The following is a 22,629-nucleotide window of genomic DNA, read 5'->3' on the forward strand; positions in this document are numbered from 1 at the left end:
CCACGATTCTTTTAAGGCAACACCCAAAGTTTTTTTTTGAGGTTATGCCCTAAGAAATCGTGGCTTCTTTCAATATATTCAAATTTTTATTCAATTCTTCTTTCTCCTTTCAATTACAATAAAAAACTATTTAATAGAAGAAACTCGGTATAACGACTAAAAAGCCTTACTTTCTACTCCTTCATTATCCTGTTCAATTTGCTGAACCTTTCGATAAAAAGATGTACGAGATATATCTAATTTTTTATAGGTATAAACCGCTGTTTGTTTTCCTTCTTTCCAACGCTTGTATTCTCGCATAAAATTTTGATCAATTTGAATAGGCGGCCTTCCAAAAGCAATTCCTTTTTCTTTAGCTATGGTTATCCCCTCCATTTGTCGTTGTTTAATACTTTCCCGTTCAAGTTCATATAAGGCTCCAAAAATGGTGCAGATGAACTTCCCTTGGGGAGTTGAGGTGTCTATGCTTTCTTTTAAACTTACAACTTCAACCCCTCGATCCGTTAAATCATTAACAAGTTCCAGAAAGTCTTTCGTATTACGAGCAAGCCTTGAAATAGACTCGATAACAAGAGTATCTCCTTCTCGTATAAAATTCATCATCTCTTGCAACTTCGGTCTATTTTTATCCTTACCACTCAATTTTTCAATGAAGCACTTTTCTACACCTTGTTCTTCAAGTGCTTTAATCTGTCTCTCTGGATTTTGTGACAAAGAAGAAACTCGACAATATCCAATTTTTATACTAAACTCCCCCCAACTTTACGAATATACGTTTGGATATAATTATAAAACGTTTCAAAACGTATGTGAAGGGCCTGAAACATTCCAAAAGTACGATTAGGAGTTTTTGAAACATATTTTTTTCAACTCCCAAAAAGTATGATTTTGTGACATAAGAAATAAGATAAATGAATGTTGTCTCCAAGTTGGGATTTGCTATGCCACATAATATTATTAAATATATTTTCTGGATACGTTTTTTAACCTTTTATCTTTATTATTGTTAAGTTGTAATAAAAAACAGCAGACCTAATCTTGGTCTGCTCTTCGCCTACAATATCAATTATTCTTCCTCTTTTTTTCCATTATTGATATAGTCGATAAACTCTTTTCTATCGACCATGCACACATCTTCGATAAATTCAATCGAATGGTTGTATTTATAATTTTCACTCGCCAACCTTCTTGCCCAATCCAACTTTTTTTTATATATTTCACAGTGCATCGTTTCAAGTTTCTGATTGACACTATTTAATGCATTTTTGACTGCTTCAATGTTTACCCCATGTGTAAATAATCCAACCACAACTTCTTCAATCTCATTTTTTGCCTCTTCAGAATGCTTGTTAATTGTTTTGTCCATATCTATTCATCCCCTTCTTACTTTGGATACCTTTAGTTAAGTAACTCAGCATATTCTTCATCCGATAATCTTTCAAAATGTTCCCATAAGATATCACCTAAATCAGCATCCCTTTCCATTGCCATTTCCCAATAGAAAGGATTGTCAATGAATACGATATCTTGAATTTTGGTTATTCCCAAGCCTCTTCTTAACCTGTTTCGCTCTCTTTGCTCGCTACGCTCTCCACCAATGACTGCAACTAATTCACCTTCATTAAACGGGTAGATTGCCTTCTTGACTCTATCAACGCAAATAATCTCTACAAGATCACTTTTTTCTCGTTTTTCATATCGCCTTAATTGCTCAATTAACGTTTTCTTATCTTTAAATTTAATGAAAGACTCTTGATAACCCATGTTATACCTCCTCCTTAATAGTTTCTTTACTAAACCCTTTGCTTAATTCAGTGTATAAGAACTCAACTTTCTCTTGGATGAATGCAATTACTATTAGAAACATTTTGCAGTAGGTTAAATTCACGTTACGTTCACTACTAATTTCTATCATTTTTAGAGTAACCTCAATCATGTCATTCAAGTGGAGAACAGCATTACATAGGTCGTACCAATATTGACTATCCATTTCCTCAATTGAAAACTCATTGTCAAAATATTGATGCTCTCCTAATTGTTTGAGAGAACTTATCAAGCTATCCTGCTTTTCATTCTTCAGATATAACGTAGTATTTTCATACAATTCAATCGTGTCCATAATTTGAAGACCTATTAGACGCTCAACTACTTCTTCCTGCTTAAACTTTTCCAGTACACTGAATTGAGTAACTGTTTCTCTGGTCATTACTAATCACCTCATGAATTATTTACAAAGGATTCTATTGTTGTAATTGGTGTTCCTTTGTATAATTACATTGTATATAGACAACGAATAAAAAAAGTTGCCTACGAAGTCACTTTTATTGAAGGAGATTACACCATGAGTTACACTACTTTTGATTCAAATGAACTCGAACAATTCATCCAAACGAAGAAGATAATTCATTTAATAAGTAAGCTAAACATTCAAGATGATTTTCTCTACATCGAGGATAAAGCTACATTCCATAACGCTTTTTCTGGATTAGATGAAGCAATAAGAAATGTTAGGGGTAAACGTAAGATTGGGGATTACATACATGATTTAATGGAAGAAAGCCGAAAAAAATTGGATGACCTTCATTTAAGAGCTGGAATATCAAAGGAGTATTGGCATAAGGCAACAAATGGTAAGATACATCCTTCGAAAAGAAAGTTATTATGCTTAGCAGTCATTTTGAAACTATCTCTTGAAGATACCGAAAAACTGTTACAAATTGCAGGGTACAGTCTTGCAACAGATCTTACTAACTTCGAGGCTATTTTAGGATTCGCTATAAAAAAACAGATTTATTCATTTTATGAAATTGACGAACAATTAAGCAAATATGGTGAAAAAACTATATTCTCAATAGAATAGCAGTTTAGGTTTTGAAAGAGTAATAATAGGGGTATCATATATTGTCTTGCCCGTATCTCCTTTATTAGTAATTGAATATTCTACAATCAAAGTTCATTTCTTCAATATCTTTATTTACTTTACTTCATAAATTATCTTTGGGATCAAAGAGCGAATAAGGGGATTGTAAAAAAGGTCTTGTTATTTACATGTTCATTTTGGAGTTTTTGTTTTAACTTAATGGGGAATCCCTTGTCTTCTATATGATACTTTCTAATGAAATTAGCTTTTATCAACCAGTTAATCGATTTATCAAGAGTCTTGTAATCTACCTTCAATATCCTCATTAATTCTTCAATAGAGCATGAGAACAATGCTTCGTCAGCGATACTGCTTGATCTTGTCGATAAATAATAAAGACCGACTTGATTTAGCATTTGAAAAACTCGCATATGAGATAGACCTTGTTCATCAATGATTGGGTTATCCTTTCTTTGATCTGACAAATGTTTATGAATACAAAGAAAGTTCTTCTTGTATTTGTCCAACTGCTTCTTTTCCCACGCATATTCTTCATATTCTGCTTGTAGCAGAGATGCTAATTCTCTTCGAGCAAACAAGAATGCTCTTCGGGAATCTACTTCAACATCACCTAACACAACTAAGAAATCAATAATTGTGAATGCAACAGCATTTTGTGCTTTAGCAGTTCTCGTAAAGTAACGGTAGTTACCTACTACGTCTCTCTCAATCCATGCTATATTGTTATTCTTTAATAAACATGCAAATTCTTCACCATCATTAATCTTAGTTAAGTCGATAAAAATTCTGTTGAAGACGTTAATACTTAAAACATACTCAACAAACTGTTTATTGGTCTTAATATTATTCGGAACCTCTATCTTGTTAGATACCTTTTTTACCTCCTTTGTTTGAATGTGTCCCTTCGCTTTCCTCAGTTTTATTTTTTCGTTTACATTTGCAACGTTATACGGCCGCTTACTCGAACTTAATAGTGGCATTATATTACCTCCTTTAATTGATAGTTGATTCGTTTCATTTCTTTTATTATTGCTGTTCGAATTATTTCCGCTTCTTCATCCAAACTACGATAATCCGATTTTGAAATATAATTTTCCATAAATGAAATTTCTAAAAAGCAACAAATCTCAGAAATACTGCCGAGGGCGTAATTTAATTCTTGAAATCTACCATTAGAAATGACACCTTTTGATTTAACCAAATTATTATATACACTACTCACTGCTCTATTAAGCTGATCAACTATGTTGTCAACCTCAAAATCAGGAAGTGTCCTAACCATATTTCCAATAGTCCTTTGAAATATCTTTACTCTTTCAATCGTAGTTTCCAAGGGCGAAAAACCTACATCCTTGATTGAATAATGTATATGTGTCTCAACATTAGTTGACTGAAAGTGTTCTATCCTTTTCATTAACGCACTAATTATTCTGGCTATTTCCTTTGCATTATCTTGCAATCTATTGTTATTTTCTTTTGTTACGTAGCCTTGCATAGATGATAAATCTAATAATGCCTGATATTTTGCTAACTTACACAATGCGATATCGAAATGCTCGTATTCTCTCCCGTAGTAAAAGTTGCCATTTCCTTCTGCCAAATTCTCCAGGACTGCACAACTTGCTTTTCTCATACCATTCTTTATATAACTCTCAGAAGATGGAATGGTTTTTATTATTGTATAAACATCCCTTCGGAAAAGGAGTGCCTTTTTATAGGCAATTAATTCCCGAAAGTTCCCTACATATTCCTTTTTTGTTGCCATAATAACTTCCTTTCTCTATTATTTGTATCAATGTTTAGTTGAGATTTAGTTAAAATCAGAGGATATAATAAATGGTGATTAAGAGGTATTATTTGAGGATATCACCAATCAGGTACGATATGGCTATTATACGGGGTTTATTATATTTTGAATCTAATTTCCTTGCTCTACCCTGTTCGAGCTTTTCAATCGCCCAAAATAATAGTTCAATAGTTTTAATACCTGAACCCGACACACTTCAATATTGTTCAAATCATCTTTATGCTCATGCGATAGAACTTGGAATTGATCCAACATCACTTTCAGACTCTTCAAATTTTGGTTGACTTCACTGAACTTTTTATTCCGTATCTTCATGTTTAACTGTCCGATGCCAGAAGCAATTCGCAATGGGGTATCTATCGCCAATCGATATGCTTTTTCTACCTGTTCATCATTAATTTCAAAACCCACACTATCTACTAACCAGTAAATTGACTGCATTAGGTCGATTGAGCGATTATACAAATGAAATCTGTGAAAGTCTTCTACTTGCCACTTATCTACAATGATATTAGTAGGATATTGTTTAAGCCTCTTTATCAGACTAAACGACATTTTCAGAAGTTCAATTGCATCTGCATCAGCCTGGTGAAAATTCTCAGAAGGTAAATAACCACGAACATGAGCCATTTGAAACAGTGATCTACACTCATTAATGCATTTCATCGCAATGTTGAGATAATTAAATTCGTTAGAATAGTACATTGTTACACGACTTTGAGCGATATTTTCTACTATTGCAACGGCTGAACTTCGAAGCCTTTTGCGGATGATGTCGTCATCGAACTTCTCCGATATGACATGTAACTCCTTAGCAAAACTAAGGGATTTTTCATAAACCTTTGACTTCTTTGGATTACTTCTAAAAGGCTTCCTTTGTGCTTGCATTGACTTCTATTCTCCTTTATCCTACCTGGCAGTATGCACTTGCAGGGCGTAATGTGAAATGATTCTTTGTTTGGTTGTTTAAAGCAGTTCTTACATCAAGTTGAAATTCATAAGCAACATCTTTTAAATTTGATAGGGAAAACAGATTGGGGTGTTTCGAGTGTAGATATAAGGAAGATTGTAGATATGCAGGTAAGAATGGATACTTATTAATGAAAATTTCAATGGAAATTTTCGAGGTAATTAGAACAGTAACCTTATAATTGAACATAATCCTTAATAATTCAGGTACAAGGTTTGATTTGTAGAAATAGTCTGTATGGCTATCCCATATAACAAATTTAATATCATGATTTTGCTCCAATGATTGTGTTATATGTTGATCGCAAACATGTGGTTGATGTGAGTGCGGTGTTATTATCTTTGTGTTAGAAATAAAGGATTTTACTTGGGTGTTTAATAAGGGGAATAGTAAAGATTGACTTTCTTGTTTTATCTCTGATACGGAAAAATAATTATTATGTGGATTTTGCTTGAATAACATTCGACTCAAAAATAAATCTTTCAATTTGTATATTTGTTGCTCTTCTTGAACAAACAAGGCTTGTGATCCTTTGCCGATAAATTGCTCAGTCAGTTGAGTAACAAAAGCATCTTTCAAGTATGAATCATGATATTCCAACAAATAAATTCCTTTACTATTAATTGCTTTGTAAATTAAATCGAAGTCTTGATAATTCGTTTGTTCTAATTGACTATTGTGGTTTTGGGTGTACAATTCCAATCCCTCCTTCATTACTGATAATCATTTATCATTTTCATTAATTTCATGGAGTATTCATCAATCTCTTTTCCCACATACCCTGAATCTACATTTTTACTATTAAAATCCAGAAGCAAATCATTTAGTTCAACCTTGGCTTGTTTCAATTCCTCGAAGGAGTCTGTTATTTTTGTCATTTTTAGAGCATTACCAACTCTTGTATGAATTGATATCGCTTTTTTTCGTAGATTATCTAATTCTAAACGACTAAATGACCTTTGGTTTTTATTTAACCAATTGAAGATAGCAAACCCTACTTCCTCATTGCATTCAAATAGTTGTAATTTCCTTACTGTACTATTCACTCATGTTCCACCTTTCTATAAGATTGTCGCTACATTATCCGACTACATTCCATCATTCATCAATGCCATATACCTATTCTATTAGAATTGCAAGTATTATTCTACGCATTACTTGTCGTACCTTGTTCTATAGTTATTGGGGTTGTTTTATAGCAACTATCTACTTGTAAGGAACTAAATGCAGTAATTAAAATATGGTGTTGTGGGTGGTTGAGGAAAGATAAAGAAGAGTTTCTGGAAATCGGATGATAAACTGTATTCAGCTGTTACCCTTGACTTATCAAAAAGGGATTTCTTCATCTAACATAACTTGACCATCTGTATCAACGATTTCTTTTTGTAAATTGCTTCTGTCCACTCTTTTTGATACTTCTTTCATTATTTCCTTGTGTTCAAAAAAAATAGTTTTAGCAATATCCTTTCCAAGTGCATTTGCAATGTTCTTTTCATTGATTTTTTTTATATTAGTCACTTTAGCCATAAGGAGTTTTTTTGCATTTTCTTCAACTTTAGTAAGGAGTTCATCGGTATATAAGGGGAAGGCGTAGAATGTTATGAGCCTACAATTAATCTCGCCTTCTTTTTTATTTATTGTTTTGCTATTAAGTTTCTGCAATTCTAACTTTTCTATGGTAGAAGCTCTAATATTCATTCCGATATTCAATAATTCTAAAGGGAAATCTTTATCATGTGGTGGGATTTTGTGGATTAATCCGATTGAGGAGAATAAATTGATGGCTTTAGAGATTGTGCTTGCATCTGTACCAATTAGTTGATTTAGATGACGTGTTGATATATATACAGCATGCATTTTTTTGTACGAGTGTTTCATTAGTAAGGGGTGAATTGCTTCATTCTTCATCATTTCATACAATACATTCATATACGATTTAGTTAGCTTATATAAAGCAGGAAAATGATTCTTCCATTCTTTCCCTGAGTTCTGGATGGTGGCTTGATTTTTCTTCTGCCGAGCTTTCTGTTCCACTGCCCAAGCGTATTCTTCATACTCACATCCTAATAATTCTAAGAGTCCCACTCTGACTAATTCGATACTTGTTAAGTCTGGATTCGCCACGCTAACCAGATCTAATACACTAAAACTCCTACATAGCCCACCTTTCTCCATGGTAAAATAGCGATAAATTCCTTCTTGTTGATCCTTGTCAATCCAAGCAAAATGGTGCTTAAAAAGGATGCATGGAAAGTATTCCTTCTCTTTACACTCACTTAGATTGATAAAAACATCACTGAATAGGTTCGCTCTGGTTACATAAGATATGAACTGCTTATGGGATTTTACTGTTGGTGGTAGCTTATGGTTAGTCCTTCGAGTTATTAGTGAAGACATTCTCTTTTTCCCTTGAAGATATATACCTATTTCCGACAATTCCCCACTTGCAAATAGTGTTAAATAATCTTGATCATCTTCTTCATAACCTTTCTGTAAAGACTGAATGTGGTTCTTCTCTGTGTTGTAATTGACATTATTATAATTTATTTTTGGAGATTCGAAATAACAATCCCATACACTCATACTGAAACCCTCCTCTTAATTAGATGGTTTTCAGTATAGCTACTATTCTTTTACAAAACAATAGCTTCAATGCTCTATAGTGTTTGACTATTACCTTTTTGAATTGAGGCAGATAGATGGATGAAGAACTTGAAACACAAAAAAGTTCCGCAATAAAAACTAAATGTTATGTGAGTAAACTAATGCATAATTAACATCTTGTTTTGCAAGGAATAAACCAATTAGACTTAACCATATATCATTTTGCATAACCTACTACCTTCTTAGAGATAACTTTAAACTTAATGCTTAAAACAACTATATTTAATTTGGATCATATCTCATAAGTGCAATATGATGGTGCATCATTCAACTTGGTCAAAACATAATTCCTATATATGCGACTACAAAAAATTTTATCTGTGATTTCGAACTGTGGTAAACAATGGGTGATATGCAAATTCCCTTTGTTCAGTTTCAATAGGATATATTCAAAATCAATAGGTTGAAAACCATACTTTTAACTGACAAGCTACGCTTGTGATAGAGACTCCATCCAATAAATCGTAGCTGTCCCTAATTTATCTACTCCTAAAACATTGATTGAAGTTTAATAGTACCCAATGCCTTTTAAAATTGCATATCCCTTCCAATATCTATTAGAGCTTTGTAAATGATTTTTTTCGGTTTCATCAGATTTTTTTCGATTCCTTTAGAGGTAACTTTTAATTGTCGCTTACGCTTCAAAAACATAGATAAATAGGTAACATGCCTACCCTCAACAAATGGAAAAAGACATAAATAAACTAAATCACCCATAACTCTTATGCATAAGAACAACTTAGTCAAAACACATAAATCTATATATAGGCAATTAAAAACTACAAGTGTCTGCACTCGCAGTAACTACAATGGTTTTAAATACACTTTCATCTATTAATTCAATTAGGGAAAAATACTTATCCTTGCAATAGATATTTCGTAATTAATCTCGTTCCAAATTCCACTGGCTACTCTCGGCTCCTTATAGGGCAACTTTCAATACCTCTAACGCTTACTTGTCTTAAAAAGAACATCAAATCCGATATCTACCTGGATGCATGCAATAGGCATATAGCAGTATTTGTCCCACTTTTCAATTTGATAACTTTAATGTTTTGAAGAAGGGGTTCATTTACATTCTACCTTGTCTGCTTTAATCCCATTAAGTAAGAGGTAGCATAATTAATTCAAGAAACTCCTTAAATTTCTTGAGAATAATTCTTTATTCGACATCAAATTTGTTATATTTCACGAAATTTTTTATATGATATAGTAGCTTTTTAAAAAAATCAAAGGAGGTTTTTAATAATGTTATTTGAAGAAGTAAATGTAGCAGTAGACTCAGGAAAAGGATTCAGCAAATTTTTAGTTAGAGATGCTGTTACAAAAGAATATAAAAAATCAGTATTTCCTACTAAGATCCAGAAGGTAAACAATATCGGCTTTGACCTATCAACCAATTCTTATCAGGTAGAATATGATGGTGAGATCTATCTGATTGGAGACATGCTAACGAACTTAGTGAACACTGATTTAACAAAGAAAACAAAGGAACACTTATTATGTATTTATCTTTCAGTGGTTAATGCCATAAAGTTGTCTAACAGTAAAAAGGCAGGAATTTATAGGGTTAATCTTTCGCTAAATACCCCACTCACCATCTTCAAAAATAAGAAATTGAAGGATGAATATGAACAATTCATCAGACAAAATGGAGGAACCATTCATTTCACTCTAAATGGGGAGCATTTCCTATTTAAAATACAAAACCTTTTTCTATTACAGGAGGGAATCGGTTCTCTCTTTCTTCGACCTGATTATAAAAATAAAAATGTTGTTCAAATTGATATCGGAACCCTCAATGTCACCGTAAACTCTTTCTTATCATTAATTCCTCAGCTCGATTCCAATTTTTCGAATAGTTATGGAACAAACTCGTTATTCTCAACATTACGTGAACGACTATCGATGGATTATGGTGTGACTGTCCATTACAAAGATCTGGAACAAATAATTAAAGATAGGGTTTTAATAGTAGAAGGAGAGAGAATGCTTGATAGTTCTGTAATTATTGAAGAAATTATGGAGAACCATGCTAAACAAATCATGGCAAGTGTTAAAGCACAAGTTTCCTTGAACAATACTGAGATTTCCTTTGTAGGGGGCGGTTCTATCCTTCTATACGAACAGCTAAAGAAACTCGTACCACAAGCCACTTTCGAACCTGATCCTCAATTCTGCTCCTTAAATAGCTTCTACCGCATAATGGAGGCTAAACTCCATGCCCAAAGACTATAAAAGTATTACAATCAGTTTCAAGCCCGAAGCAATCCACTTGTATGAGTTTACAAGGAAACAAAGCAATAAAAGTGCATATATATTAAAACTCATTCAAAAGGACATGGAAGGAGAAGACGATGCATCCTTAAAACAGACGATAAAAGCAATCATCTTGGAAATCCTTAACGACAAGGATATTACTCTTAATGAATCAAAAAAGGTTGCTAACGAAGAGACTCTAACTGATTATGACATTGGTATTATTAATGAATACTTCTAACAACAATAGACGGCCGCGGCCGTCTATTTCAGTTTTAATGTTAAAAAATTCCGTTTACCAACCCTGTTCAAAATACTTCCTGATTTCCTTTCGATCCAGAACTTTCGAACAGCTTTCCCAATCAATTTTATCCACCGAGTTATTGTACCTATTTTCAAATGGATGTTTTTGGGGAACCTCGTTTATACGTTGCTTCGCTTTTTCGATATCGTTTTGTGCAATATCAACCCATATATCTTCCAATACATCTGGTAGTTGTCCGAACACACCATGAATGTTTTTAAAACGTTCTGATAGCAAGCTGTGTACCCTGTCTTCAACCGAATCCTTGTATCTTAGATTGTAGACATGCACTACCTCATTTACTTGACCGATACGTTGGATACGCCCTTTCCTTTGCTCCAGTCTTGTAGGGTTCCAAGGTAAGTCGAGGTTAATTAAAGTGCCTAACGTTTGTAAGTTTAGCCCTTCACTTGCAGAGTCAGTACCTATTAATAATCTTAATTGTCGCTGTTTTACTAATGATTTTAATTCTTCTTTCTCCTTTTTAGTAAAACTACCATCAATGAATAGACCTGACTTATCTCCACCTGCATATAATCCTACACTTTCACCTGGAAATTTCTCTGATAACGACTGTGCAACCCATCTTGCAGTATCAAAGTATTGAGAGAAAATAATACAACCCTTTTCAAGCCATTTCCAATCAGTTAATAACTGTACAACCTTTTCGAATTTAGGATCTGTGGTTTCATTTGTCTCCAAGGACTTTACATACTTTACAAGTAGTTCCTCTTCTTCTGGTGTGAGGTTTTTAATATCTTCCTCTACATATTGATCGTCTTCTTCATCTGCCCAATCAGAAAATGAGGTGTTCCATTCATTCAGCATCTTTCTGCCTGTATTTAAACCTGCAACCACTGAGCTTCCTATTCTTTTGAGCAGTAGTGTTTTAAGAAAGCCACTACTTTTATTCCTTTTCCCTAATAAATTACAGAATTCCTCTGCAAACATATAACCTTGCTTTAAATAACTTGATAAAATTAGAGCATCGTCATCAGACTCTCCATGTAATTCTACCTCAATCTTCTGTAAAAAAGGTTCACCCGTTTCAGGATTAATTGTATTCTCTAAATATCCACGTTCCCTCCGAACAACATGCCGAATATAGGGGTTGTATTTTTGATAAAAGTTATTGTCTAAAATTCGCCCTATTTTTGCTTGATCTGGTTTTGAAAGATCAAGTAGATTAGTATTTACAACGAATTGATCATCTTTTAATCCGACTTTTCTTCTAATCATCCCAAATGTCATTTCATCTTCTTTAGATGGTGGAAAAGGGTTCCTTATCCACTCCCAATTTTCAGGGTTAAAGAACTCCATCTTTTCTTCACCAGTGATAAGTTTTAGACTTCTTGGAATCTGCTCCCTTTTACGCCACAATGAAAACCTACTACCGAGAACACTATCATTTTTTTGAGATAAAATATTCATCAAATCCCATAATTCGATTGGATACAACTGAATAGGTGTTGCAGTTGCCAGTAACATGCTTTTTGTTCGTGTAGAGATACTGAGTAGAAACTCGTACAAATTATTAGGATCAGGGCTTTGGTTTTCTTTCTTCTCTCCTAAGTTTTTTCTTCTTGCTCTATGTGATTCGTCTACAATTACGCATTCATATTCTTTCGAAAGTAAATGTTCAACAATCGGCGACTGCGACACAATTAGTCCCTGAGAAACAATCCCTATTTTCCTTGGACATCTTTTAATATCTTCAAGTCCTCTGTTTGGATAATTAAAACCATTTTCATCTATCCACTCTTTACCATTCCAAACAGCAGATGGTATGTTCAATAAAGTTTTTAGTTCATCCTGCCACTGCCATAAAAGAGTCTTAGGAACTATTACGAGAACTGGTTTTTCTCCATAAAGTGCCATTAGTTGTGCTGACATCGCAAGTTGAATTGTTTTGCCAAGTCCAACTTGATCGGCCAATATGTATCTTGCTCCATGACTACGTTGATGATCTCTAAAGGCTAAATCCACAAAATATTTTTGGTGTTCCCATAATCCAAATTCTCCTCTAATAACTGGAGATTCTACTGCTGTTGAGGCAGGATCAGGATTCTCTTTCCACTCCTCAACTGAATCAATTATTTCTCTTTCAGATATTCGTTTTATATCCTCAATAATAAATTCTGATAACCGAATTGCACTCGGATCATTCCAAAGTGCATCGAACTCTTCTTGCACCCATTCAACCGCATCATCTGAGTCATCTTCCCAAACTAATTCATAATTTAGTTTCCACCCATTATATGTTTCGTTAGCACTCCCTAAAAAGGTTGTTTTCTTATCATTAGCTAAAGTTACAATGCCTGCTTTACCATGGATAAGACCAAATTTTTCATCTGGAATCACTCTCACTTCAAGTTTTCCAGATGATAGAAGTTCATACAACTTTTTGAATCTATTAGATGAATCGGGTATTTCCTCTGGCTTAAACTCACACCATTCTTTTCTAATAGCTGACTGAGCAAGTCTTGCAGTTTCCACATCTTTAATATGAAGTCCTGAATTACAAACAACTCTAACTTTCCCCTCTATTTTTTCAATTGCTTCACCAGCAATCTCTAAAATCGAGGAGCTAAAATAACCCGCAATCCTATCGTAACTTTTAGCATTCTTTAATCTATTGTTTAAAAGAGAGGCATTAATAGCCTCTCTCCTTGTAGAATACCTTCTTATCAAATTTTCTGCACCTACCTTAAATCCCATCATTTCTGATAGCTTCTTTTAATAACCTTGCGTAGTATGCGTCTCGATGCCAATGTTGCATATGTGAGATGTTTTCAAATCTTGATAAAAAGTCAAGAATTTCGATAATAGCGGAACGTTTATCCCAATACTCATTGTTCTGATCATAGGTAGCCTTTAAATAGTTCTTTCCTTCAGAAGTTGATTCAGCTTGAACACTTTGATAAAGCGACATCAATATATGTCTCATTAAAGAACGACCAAAGTTGTCCCTATCTATTCCTCTTGACCGATATTCAGATGCAGTCTTTAATCGGACTGAATTTGCTTTGAAATTTTCAAACATATCCCTATAATCGCCAACACCAAATCCTCTTGCTAACTCTTGATAAGCACTTACTTGATATATGTTTCCCATTTCCAATTCAAGACCTCTAATAAAGAATCGCTCTTCTGGAAGCAAATCCCTCCACACAAGATTATCAAATCCTTCTGGAATTAAATAATCATAGGCTATTTTTACCGCCTTTCTAATTAATGCTTCAATTGGGCTTTCGTCATTAGAACTTCTCGATTTTGATAATTCATATTTAACATCAATCCCTTCAATATCTTTATATGCCGTTAGGACTTTAAGAGATGATGCATATGAAGCTAATAAGTAGTCCGCATCAGTAAAATTCGGATCTTCTTTATCATCGAGATTTTTCATACTATCAATTTGGAACTGAACTTCATTCTTAATTTTTCTATAAAGTTCATCTTGGAAAGCAATATCATTTGAAATCTGTTTCTTTAAAACTAACAAAACTGTCCCTTGAACATAATTCCCTTGCTTTAATCCATTAGCATCTGTTTCAGTTGCAATATTCCATGCAGATTCTACTTTTAACCCCGCAGACCATAAAATCATGGCCAGCTCAGCCCAAACTTTAACATCTTGGTGAGTGAACATTACAACTTGTGTACCGTTATCTGGCATATTAGTCCCAAGTTTCTTATAAATCTCAATCATGCTGTTATTAAATGTTTCACCAGTACCTTTTACAGCCAAAACTCTTTTACTATCTGAATACCAATCAGGGAAAGTCCTTTCTAACAATGACTTATCCCATGCCAGGAAAAACTCCGTCAATTCATGATAATTAACTGCATCAGCATAAGGTGGATCTGTAATCCAGATATCGCAATTATCCACGGTATTCCTTGCATCCATTACCTTAACTATTCTATTGTGGTTTGAAATCAAAAAATTATTTATATTGAAAAACCAAGTAGTTTGCAAAGATAACATTGTTCTTGAAAGATAATTATATAATGTATTTAAGGCTTGGTTACTAAATGTCTGAGCACCCTTTTCATTAGATCCATCAGATAGCCACTGAGATAATTTAGCATTCCAGTTTGACAATTTATTAATCCCTAAAATCCCTATTGCTCTTTCTCTTTCATTTTCTGCAATTTCATCGACTACCTTCATGAATAAACCATGAGTAAGTAACTGTCTCGGAGTGAATAATTGATGCCAATATTGCCATCCTCGTTCTCTTTGAAGTCTTGAAGTTTCAGAACCTTCTTCTATAACTGATGATGGAATATATCCTTTATCTTGCCATTCCAGGAATTTTTCAGAAAGCAACAGCTTCACTTTTTCTTCTCTCTCTATGTCTTCCTTTGTAGGAGTTTGATAGTATCTCCTTGTCTTACTATTACCATTGTCATCAACATACTCTTCTACATACCTAACACAGAAAAGACGTTCTTGAAATACATCATTATCCCTTGGTATAAATTCACTTTTATTCCATCTTCTTAACCCATATACTGTATTACCTTTGTCATCTTTTCTATCTCGGCGAAGAACAGTAATTGGAGTTTCTCTTTTACAATTAGGACATTTTAAATTCCCACTATTTATGGTATTCATATCGTTCGCTTGTTTAATATCTTCTTTAGTTGCCCCTTGAACTATATCAATATTAAAGCCACCAACACCATTATCTTTCAATAAAGCTACAGTGTTAGTGCCTTTACCAATTATCCATGATGGGGCAAGGGGAACATAGTAACTACATTCAGGACATTCAGCTTCAAGACAATATAAATAAGCATCAGCTCTATGCCCTTTTTCATTATGTTCTATCTTCCAGTTGATTACTTGTTTATCTACTAATTCATATACTTTCTGCTGAAAGCTCTTTACACTTTCTATTTCTTCAGCTGTTGCTCCAGCGATATTTAATGCCGACCATGTTAAAAGTGACGCTACTGGATTTAAGTCCGATGCGTAGACATCTGCTCCTACTCTTGCAGATTCAAAGGGAATACTTCCACCACCCGAAAAACAGTCTCCAATTCTTGGTGTATGCCCGTACCTCTTCTCACCCAATTGCTTTATTAACTCCTGAAGACTTGAAGCAGATGTTTCTAAATGATCATTTATCTCTATCCATGAAGTTTCAGGTAGATTAATTACGTGTTCAGGTCTATCACAAAATGTTAGTTTTTCATCGTAAGACAATCGATTAAATGTTAATTCTTGTAATTGATCCTTTTCAGCTTTTGTTATTCCCTTTTTGTAAGTTGGTTTATCCTCAGTTGATGATGTACTAAAATACTTCTCCTTTTCTCGATCAGTAAGGAGTTTATATACAGCTTTGGTTGTTAAGTTTTTTGACCTTCTTAAAAACAAACCCTCATCATCCATTGTTAATAATTTCAAAAAGATTTCTCTATCCTTTTTGGGATTATCAGAAACAGGAAGCAATACACCAAGTATAGTAGCTCTCACAAGGATAAGAGGCTTACGGCCCCACCACTTTCCAAGACCTGTTAAAGTCTGTCCCAAGTTAGCTTTACGTTCTTTATAGCTCTCTTTTGACACCTTTGATACAGGAAACTGTGTTTCTATAAATGACTTACTGTAATTTAACAAAAGACTACCCCCTGCCTAAACATTTTTATATAGCATCTCTAAGATACTTCCTTGGTTTTTATCTTCGTCATCAACAGGGTTTTCGGTTAAAGCATACCTAATTGCCTTTCTCCACCCTCTTTTATCGTCAGCATGTCCCGTAATAGCATTCGCCATTGTAAATAACCACCATCGCTCTTCTCTACTCAAACCCATCCAATTCTTCAATGCCATTGGAATGAGTTGAGGATCTGAGTCCTCTATAGCCCACATTAGCAATACCATCTCTTTTCCCAATAACCGTTCAACTGGAACATGACCGATTTTAAACCTTCCAACTGTAACATCCTTTTCTTTAAGCCTATTATTAAAGGCTGTAGTTAAAGGATCTTTGATTAAATTCCACTTATGCCTATCTAACGTTACTTTCAAATTTTCTTCCACAATACCTGTATTCTGTTCCTCTGCTTCATCCCATTCAAAGCGTTCATAAACCGCAATATCTTCCTTTGGGCTTTTTGGCGTTACAAGTAAAAAATGGTGTTTTGACTCATCAGGAGTATAACCAAAACCTAACGCCTTTCTTTTTGCCATAAGATTGCCTCCTTATTGGCTTATACTATTCTTATGTGACTCCAAGCTGTATTTATTTTCTGCTATCCAATCTTCAAAATATTGACCTTTTTCAAATCTACATTTTTCAATACTCATGGATATTTCAACATTCTTTTCTTTAAAGAATACATTACGTAGTTCATCTAATTGCTTAACAAAAGTCTCCGTTTCATGATAAACATAATTGTCAAGTGAGAGTTCTAACCAACTTTGTTGCACTGTATTAGTCTTTTCAAATACTTGTAAACTAACACCCGATACCTTTGCTTTATGCTTGTTCAGCATTTCAAGTTGCTTATACACATCTGCCGTAACAGAGGCTCTGAGCGAATTAGTTAGTATTAATGGAATCTCTTTATTTATTTCAAATTTTGTTTCCGTTATCGGAATTGATATTGGCTCAGAAAATATTCCTAAATCTTCATGTACAGCGATTGCTTGTACAAACTTTGTTCCATTTGGCACTTCAAACATATCTTCATATACCCCACCACTATTTTTGGGGTTAGAACCATCAGTGGTATATTTAATTGTAACTTTTGGTGACGATGCTTTTAATTCTATATAGTTCTTTCCATTTTTATCAAATGAATTATATTGTAACTGAACATTATTTTCCCATCGTGTTATTGCACCAGTAGAATGCTTTCCTTTTGAATCTACACACAAAAACGTTAAAGCCAACTCAGTCGTCTTGAATGCGTTTAAGTCTGGTACTTCAGATGAACCAGTGGTCGCATCTCCATTTATCTCATAATAGACTTTATCTCCATTTTGTGGAGTAATTTTTAAAGTCACTTCACCTGTCTGTTCGTCTCTATATGCTTCTCTCACATTTACAGATGTTTCAGGTGCAGGAGGTTCCTTGTCAAGATATCCTCCTTCTTCAACCCAAACCCCTTTTTTCAGGCATTCACTTTTTAAATCATCTAATGCCTTCGGATGATGCCACGACCAAGAAGTAGTTGTCGCTACACGCTCTTTTAGATCAACCCATCGCATTTGTCGAGAAGAAAATATACGTGTTTCAAATTTTCTTCTGAATTCCTCTGTAGTGGTATCTTTAACAAATTTCATTACCTCAATTAATACATTTCGAATTTGCTCTTCTGCATCAAATCTATTATTCTTAAACTCCATTTTAAAGTCACTATAATCAAAACCATCTATTGTTGGGTAGTACAATGTCATAAATGTTTCCCTTGAAGTTTGTATTAAATTCAACTCAACTTTATGAAGGATATCTTGGGCTTGTTGATACTGTGTATCACTTTCAGAAATCTTATCCTCATTTTTCATTCGGTTAATAATAGATTGAACTGCTTTTAACTGTTTAGCAACCTCTAATAAATTTTCCATATTTTTACTTTGGCCTGTTAAAAACATAACTCTATTTTTGTATTTAACACTCTCATAAAATTCTTCTAAATCTTTCTTTAGCCCAATGCCATTTGGATTAGGTTCAAATAAAATTAGAATTATTTTATCTTGTTTTATTTCAATTTCATCAATCGCAGGGAAAACTTCAACTTCCTGGTAACAGTCCTTTAGTTCTGGTGTGAATTTTTCTGCAAGTACCTTTTTAATTTCTTGTTTTGCAATCTCGTCTGAATATGTGTCTACTAATGATAGTAATTCAGCATTAACATTTTTTACATCTTTAAAAAATAGACGATTATCACGATCAGAATATAAATACCATGCTTTTACCTTGAATTGCTCCAACGAACTTTTAATCTCAGTAATATTCCTACCTGGTCTCACCATAATCCCAACTGCTTCTTGTAGGGATAGTCCGTTAATTACTCCCGTTACATCACCTAAAGATGAAACTAAGAGTAATTTGCTAAGATCTTGCATATCATGGCCACTTGACAACGAATCAATTTCTTCGGATACCGATTTTCCATTTTGGGCAATATCGTGTGAAATGGCATTTGTCAATCTTGGCTTAATACTACGTACCATAGAGAACATTTCAGTATTATTCAAGTCCATATCAAATGCATTTAGCAGATAGTTTGATTTAGCTTTTGGTTCGCTCCCATTATATAAGTTTTTCACCATAATCCTTGTAAGCCTAATAAAACCCCTTGTTTGTTGGAATCCTGGATTTTCTTTAAATCGAGCAAACAAATCTTTTATAGAAGGATGAAAAGGGTACGCATCCTTAATACCTGTATAGACCTGCTCAGGAGATAAGTTCGTATAGTTCATTTGCTTCGCTTCTTTAACTGCTTCCTTATAAGCCATAGCAATTTCATGTTTTTCATCTTCTGTTGCAGTAGTCTCAAACAATCGCTTTTCTAAAATATGGTACAAATCATCAGAAGTTGTTCCAACAGGTTCAATATTTATGGAACTGCGGCCAATTTCATTTTCCAAGTTTTTAAATGACTTTTGTATTAAGCCTGAACCCGTTTCATACGTTGCTTGTAAGTCTGAAATTACAAGGCATACATTGTGCAGTTCTGCTTTACCAAGGGCGTTAAAAAGATTAGATAAAGCATTAGTAGTAATATCCGCAAGTGTTCCTGTACCCGCAGTCATTGTTCTTGCATATTCGAGGTAAGGAGGTAGTTCATCAAGCAAAATTAATGTCGGTTGACCTTTTAGTAGATTAATCCAAGCCGATTGTCCTGGAGCTTTTAAAGGTGCATAATAATCCTTAAACAGCTCTTCTTTACCAAGCTGTCTTGCTATTTCACCCCAAATACCATAAGGAATGTCACTTTCTCGACCTGTATATGCAACAACCCTAATCTCTTCATCAAATGTAGATGTCCCACCTAATATTTTCTTTCTAAGCGAAGGATTTTGAGCCAATAGCCCAAGAGCAACCATATTGTGGGTTTTCCCGCCCCCCATACTTTGAGTCAACTTTACTAATCCGCTTGGTGCTTTTCCTTCAAACCTTTTAAATGCAGTTTCAAATACCAATTGCATACCTTCTGTAATATATGTCTCATTAAAAAATGCTTCTGAGTCAATCGAATTATCAATTAAGTTTGCTAAATCTAACGTGTCATCTCTCTTCGCTTCATCAAAAACACTTTGTCTTGGCTTACATGCTTCAAAAAGGGTTTTCATTTTTTTCCTCCCGCAAGTCAGTATTCAAATTTTCTATTAAAATAGTAGTAAAAAAAAGAAAATCAAAAGTAAAAACAATATAAAAGATAAAAATATAAAGTTCAAAACGTATATTCTCTGTCAAAAAAACGAATCTATTTTACTTAACAATCTATATTGAGTATTTTTTTGACAATCTCTAAACGCCGTTTTCCACATTGTTGTTGAATAATAGTCGTGAATCTGTGATTTTTCACAAATTTATTGGGATTATTCTCATGTAGTGCTTTAATGAATTCTATCATCTGCTGTTCTGAAATTTCATTATTCCAATGATCATCGATTATTTCATTTACTGCGGAAGCTAAGTCTCTTTGCGTTCGATGAAACAACTTCAACTCCAAAATCGCCCCTCCCTTTTCACCTTACTTTTACTTATCTTTTATTTTACTCTTACTTTTTAGGTATAACAATGGTAGATTCCCCCGCTATGATAATATCGTTTGACAAGAACCGACAAAACCCAATTAAACTAAAAAGTGACTGTAGACATTAGCCATAAAGCACAAAGGTCTACAGTCACTCTTATATTAATATGCTTAGCATTTATAAGTGTAGGGTGAGAAGTATTTTAGCATCCTGTCAAAAATCACAGCAATCATATCTATAGTTTCATCTAATTCAGCTAACGGTTTAAAGTAGACACCTATTTTCCTCTCCTTGAATTGTATATTTGGATGAATATGCCCCTGCATAGAGGATAAATGGAACTTAAATACATTAAACAGTTCCTCTCGACTTCTATCAAAATGTAACTCAACAAATGCTTGGCCCCTACCATTTCTAACGGATAATATATAAGTTATCCCTTCTTGCCCTGCTCCAATATGAATAGAAGAACCATATTTACTTGATCGCTTTTCATAATGAATATTTGGAAAATACGGAATCTTATCCTGTAATTTCCCCAAAGTATAATCCCTTAAATCTTCAATCCTATCAAAGTCATAAATTTTCTTTCCTATAGTAGCATTTCCGACAAATGTTTTAGGAATTTGCTCTATCTTATAAACTAACCTCATTGGTTCATCTACTTGACTAATTATTCCCAAATTATTCAATATATGCATTTTGAATTGTTTATCCAACCACGATACATATTCGATTACATCAGATGATATCTCAACTGCATAAAAGTCTATATATTTTTGTTTGTTTCTCTTTAACTCCTCTTCTATCACAAGCAAGTGATCCTGATTGAATCGTAAAGCAACCCAAACGATTATGCCCTCGTTCATCCCGTTAATGAGATGTATTATTTTATTAAGATGTGCTTCGTCACTCGGATTAATCTGATTCTCAATATAAATTTCCAACCTCCTTAGAGGATCTACCGCAAAGAAATCAATTTTTAATTTTCCAAATGGCTTTTCTAATTTTATATTATCTATTTCAAAACCGAGTACATCAGTCATGATATCCTTTTTATATTTCTGAAAGAAAGTAAACGTTCGTTCTTTATCAGATCCGTTTTTGCTCATAATATTCTCTCTCCCTTTTAATAGAAAGATAGAAGGAAGATAATCCTTCCTTCCCCACTTACCTTACAACAGTTCTTTAATTTTCTCGATTTTCTTTGATAGTTGATACAAGTCATGAATCTTTGTTTTACTATCCCAAGGGCATTCAAATAAATTGTTTATTATGGAGACTAAAACTTCCTTCACATTTACATCAACTGTTTTACCTTTTACTGTAAAGTCATTATGAAGCAAGATTTCCGTTATGGATTGTTTCTCCCTTTCAATTTCAACTTGGTCAATTTCACCAAATGCCTTACTTATCATTAATTCGTAAGGAATCCCCAGGATAAAGCAAATTCGTAGAACCTTTGAAAAACTGACCTCGTTTCGCAAAGACCGTTCAATTCTTGAAACGTATGATGGACTAACTTTCGCCATCTTATCCAATTGAGCTAAACTATAGCCTTTTGCTATTCTATACTCCTTGATTAATTTCCCGAAGTCTTCTGATAGCCCTTCTTTATCTAATTCGGTTGGGCATTCTGCATCTTTGATCATTGATTATCCTCCCTTTAAATATGAATCAAATCGATTCAGCCTATTTATTAGTCCAAAAAGAACACCTGTTCTAAAAGCTCTAACCTTAGATTATAGTTATTAGATCCTCGGAAAATTCAAAAGAGAATGGCACATTTTTTTTATAGTTTCTAATGTTAATGAGGTCATTTTAAGCATTTAACACGTAAGAAAAAAGCCCTCTATTAAGGGCTTTTCACTCTGCTTCTTATAAGAAAGAAGTGCTTCCGATTTGATTAAAGTTGATATTCATAATGTTATCGAAATCATAATGAAAAAATTAGAGATTATATGCCTTTCACGTTCTTAGTGGTCTATATTTATGAAACGATACTTATGCTCACTCTACT

20 protein-coding genes are annotated in these 22,629 nt (G+C 33.8%); 3 read left to right on the forward strand and 17 right to left on the reverse strand.

Annotation, left to right across the window (positions count from 1 at the left end):
• Positions 1–156: 156 nt before the first annotated feature.
• The 4 genes from J7E32_RS16555 to J7E32_RS16570 form a co-directional block, all read right to left on the reverse strand.
• Positions 157–744 (reverse strand): recombinase family protein, encoded by a 588-nt coding sequence (locus J7E32_RS16555; RefSeq protein ID WP_353654062.1) that lies wholly within the window; start codon positions 742–744, stop codon positions 157–159.
• A 322-nt stretch (positions 745–1,066) separates the two neighbouring features.
• Complete coding sequence (locus J7E32_RS16560; RefSeq protein ID WP_214909440.1) at positions 1,067–1,366, reverse strand: hypothetical protein; 300 nt, start codon at positions 1,364–1,366, stop codon at positions 1,067–1,069.
• A gap of 32 nt (positions 1,367–1,398) precedes the next feature.
• On the reverse strand, positions 1,399–1,764 hold the full coding sequence (locus J7E32_RS16565) for a hypothetical protein (protein WP_214909442.1): 366 nt from the start codon (positions 1,762–1,764) through the stop codon (positions 1,399–1,401).
• Position 1,765: 1 nt separating this feature from the next.
• Complete coding sequence (locus J7E32_RS16570; protein ID WP_214909444.1) at positions 1,766–2,206, reverse strand: hypothetical protein; 441 nt, start codon at positions 2,204–2,206, stop codon at positions 1,766–1,768.
• Positions 2,207–2,341: 135 nt separating this feature from the next.
• Between J7E32_RS16570 and J7E32_RS16575 the strand changes: the two genes are divergently transcribed.
• On the forward strand, positions 2,342–2,860 hold the full coding sequence (locus tag J7E32_RS16575; RefSeq protein WP_214909446.1) for a helix-turn-helix domain-containing protein: 519 nt from the start codon (positions 2,342–2,344) through the stop codon (positions 2,858–2,860).
• 143 nt (positions 2,861–3,003) lie between these two features.
• On the opposite strand, the gene J7E32_RS16580 is transcribed toward J7E32_RS16575, so the two are convergent.
• The 6 genes from J7E32_RS16580 to J7E32_RS16605 all read right to left on the reverse strand — a co-directional run bounded on the left by J7E32_RS16580 (position 3,004) and on the right by J7E32_RS16605 (position 8,241).
• A complete protein-coding gene (locus J7E32_RS16580; protein ID WP_214909448.1) occupies positions 3,004–3,861 on the reverse strand; it encodes a hypothetical protein in 858 nt (285 codons plus the stop codon).
• On the reverse strand, positions 3,861–4,646 hold the full coding sequence (locus J7E32_RS16585; RefSeq protein WP_214909450.1) for a four helix bundle protein: 786 nt from the start codon (positions 4,644–4,646) through the stop codon (positions 3,861–3,863). The genes J7E32_RS16580 and J7E32_RS16585 overlap by 1 nt, the downstream gene beginning before the upstream one ends.
• A gap of 153 nt (positions 4,647–4,799) precedes the next feature.
• Positions 4,800–5,576, reverse strand: coding sequence for a four helix bundle protein (locus tag J7E32_RS16590; protein ID WP_214909452.1), 777 nt, complete (start codon positions 5,574–5,576; stop codon positions 4,800–4,802).
• Positions 5,577–5,592: 16 nt separating this feature from the next.
• Positions 5,593–6,354 (reverse strand): hypothetical protein, encoded by a 762-nt coding sequence (locus tag J7E32_RS16595; RefSeq protein WP_214909454.1) that lies wholly within the window; start codon positions 6,352–6,354, stop codon positions 5,593–5,595.
• 17 nt (positions 6,355–6,371) lie between these two features.
• On the reverse strand, positions 6,372–6,704 hold the full coding sequence (locus tag J7E32_RS16600) for a hypothetical protein (RefSeq protein WP_214909456.1): 333 nt from the start codon (positions 6,702–6,704) through the stop codon (positions 6,372–6,374).
• A 280-nt stretch (positions 6,705–6,984) separates the two neighbouring features.
• On the reverse strand, positions 6,985–8,241 hold the full coding sequence (locus J7E32_RS16605) for a hypothetical protein (RefSeq protein ID WP_214909458.1): 1,257 nt from the start codon (positions 8,239–8,241) through the stop codon (positions 6,985–6,987).
• A gap of 1,329 nt (positions 8,242–9,570) precedes the next feature.
• Here J7E32_RS16605 and J7E32_RS16610 point away from each other — a divergent pair.
• Both J7E32_RS16610 and J7E32_RS16615 read left to right on the forward strand, forming a co-directional pair.
• Positions 9,571–10,560 carry a ParM/StbA family protein gene (locus J7E32_RS16610; protein ID WP_214909460.1) on the forward strand — a complete coding sequence of 330 codons (990 nt, stop codon included), beginning with the start codon at positions 9,571–9,573 and terminating at the stop codon, positions 10,558–10,560.
• Entirely contained in the window at positions 10,544–10,822 is a 279-nt protein-coding gene (locus J7E32_RS16615; protein WP_214909469.1) for a hypothetical protein, read from the forward strand. Before J7E32_RS16610 ends, J7E32_RS16615 begins: the two co-directional genes overlap by 17 nt.
• A 54-nt stretch (positions 10,823–10,876) precedes the next feature.
• On the opposite strand, the gene J7E32_RS16620 is transcribed toward J7E32_RS16615, so the two are convergent.
• The 7 genes from J7E32_RS16620 to J7E32_RS16650 all read right to left on the reverse strand — a co-directional run bounded on the left by J7E32_RS16620 (position 10,877) and on the right by J7E32_RS16650 (position 22,261).
• Positions 10,877–13,606, reverse strand: a complete 2,730-nt coding sequence (locus J7E32_RS16620; RefSeq protein ID WP_214909470.1) for a phospholipase D-like domain-containing anti-phage protein — start codon at positions 13,604–13,606, stop codon at positions 10,877–10,879.
• Positions 13,593–16,517, reverse strand: a complete 2,925-nt coding sequence (locus tag J7E32_RS16625) for an anti-phage-associated DUF1156 domain-containing protein (protein WP_214909472.1) — start codon at positions 16,515–16,517, stop codon at positions 13,593–13,595. Before J7E32_RS16625 ends, J7E32_RS16620 begins: the two co-directional genes overlap by 14 nt.
• Positions 16,518–16,532: 15 nt before the next feature.
• Entirely contained in the window at positions 16,533–17,090 is a 558-nt protein-coding gene (locus J7E32_RS16630) for a DUF3780 domain-containing protein (RefSeq protein ID WP_214909474.1), read from the reverse strand.
• Positions 17,091–17,102: 12 nt separating this feature from the next.
• Positions 17,103–20,201, reverse strand: coding sequence for a DUF499 domain-containing protein (locus J7E32_RS16635; RefSeq protein ID WP_214909476.1), 3,099 nt, complete (start codon positions 20,199–20,201; stop codon positions 17,103–17,105).
• A gap of 143 nt (positions 20,202–20,344) precedes the next feature.
• The gene (locus J7E32_RS16640; RefSeq protein WP_214909478.1) at positions 20,345–20,584 is read right to left on the reverse strand and encodes a TIGR04540 family protein; all 240 of its coding nucleotides are present in this window, start codon (positions 20,582–20,584) and stop codon (positions 20,345–20,347) included.
• Between the two features lie 195 nt (positions 20,585–20,779).
• On the reverse strand, positions 20,780–21,721 hold the full coding sequence (locus J7E32_RS16645) for a hypothetical protein (RefSeq protein WP_214909480.1): 942 nt from the start codon (positions 21,719–21,721) through the stop codon (positions 20,780–20,782).
• 63 nt (positions 21,722–21,784) lie between these two features.
• The gene (locus J7E32_RS16650) at positions 21,785–22,261 is read right to left on the reverse strand and encodes a helix-turn-helix domain-containing protein (protein ID WP_214909482.1); all 477 of its coding nucleotides are present in this window, start codon (positions 22,259–22,261) and stop codon (positions 21,785–21,787) included.
• Between the last annotated feature and the right edge of the window lie 368 nt (positions 22,262–22,629).

Origin of the sequence: Bacillus sp. ISL-55, from assembly GCF_018613155.1 — a bacterium.
In the GTDB taxonomy this organism is placed as follows: Bacteria; Bacillota; Bacilli; order Bacillales; family Cytobacillaceae; genus Mesobacillus.

What these genes read in the sequence shown, in the direction of transcription:
- J7E32_RS16560 (WP_214909440.1), bottom strand. Translation starts at nt 1,366, where the DNA reads ATGGACAAAACAATTAACAAGCATTCTGAAGAGGCAAAAAATGAGATT.
- J7E32_RS16565 (WP_214909442.1), bottom strand. Translation starts at nt 1,764, where the DNA reads ATGGGTTATCAAGAGTCTTTCATTAAATTTAAAGATAAGAAAACGTTA.
- J7E32_RS16570 (WP_214909444.1), bottom strand. Translation starts at nt 2,206, where the DNA reads ATGACCAGAGAAACAGTTACTCAATTCAGTGTACTGGAAAAGTTTAAG.
- J7E32_RS16575 (WP_214909446.1), top strand. Translation starts at nt 2,342, where the DNA reads ATGAGTTACACTACTTTTGATTCAAATGAACTCGAACAATTCATCCAA.
- J7E32_RS16580 (WP_214909448.1), bottom strand. Translation starts at nt 3,861, where the DNA reads ATGCCACTATTAAGTTCGAGTAAGCGGCCGTATAACGTTGCAAATGTA.
- J7E32_RS16585 (WP_214909450.1), bottom strand. Translation starts at nt 4,646, where the DNA reads ATGGCAACAAAAAAGGAATATGTAGGGAACTTTCGGGAATTAATTGCC.
- J7E32_RS16590 (WP_214909452.1), bottom strand. Translation starts at nt 5,576, where the DNA reads ATGCAAGCACAAAGGAAGCCTTTTAGAAGTAATCCAAAGAAGTCAAAG.
- J7E32_RS16605 (WP_214909458.1), bottom strand. Translation starts at nt 8,241, where the DNA reads ATGAGTGTATGGGATTGTTATTTCGAATCTCCAAAAATAAATTATAAT.
- J7E32_RS16610 (WP_214909460.1), top strand. Translation starts at nt 9,571, where the DNA reads ATGTTATTTGAAGAAGTAAATGTAGCAGTAGACTCAGGAAAAGGATTC.
- J7E32_RS16615 (WP_214909469.1), top strand. Translation starts at nt 10,544, where the DNA reads ATGCCCAAAGACTATAAAAGTATTACAATCAGTTTCAAGCCCGAAGCA.
- J7E32_RS16620 (WP_214909470.1), bottom strand. Translation starts at nt 13,606, where the DNA reads ATGATGGGATTTAAGGTAGGTGCAGAAAATTTGATAAGAAGGTATTCT.
- J7E32_RS16630 (WP_214909474.1), bottom strand. Translation starts at nt 17,090, where the DNA reads ATGGCAAAAAGAAAGGCGTTAGGTTTTGGTTATACTCCTGATGAGTCA.
- J7E32_RS16635 (WP_214909476.1), bottom strand. Translation starts at nt 20,201, where the DNA reads ATGAAAACCCTTTTTGAAGCATGTAAGCCAAGACAAAGTGTTTTTGAT.
- J7E32_RS16645 (WP_214909480.1), bottom strand. Translation starts at nt 21,721, where the DNA reads ATGAGCAAAAACGGATCTGATAAAGAACGAACGTTTACTTTCTTTCAG.
- J7E32_RS16650 (WP_214909482.1), bottom strand. Translation starts at nt 22,261, where the DNA reads ATGATCAAAGATGCAGAATGCCCAACCGAATTAGATAAAGAAGGGCTA.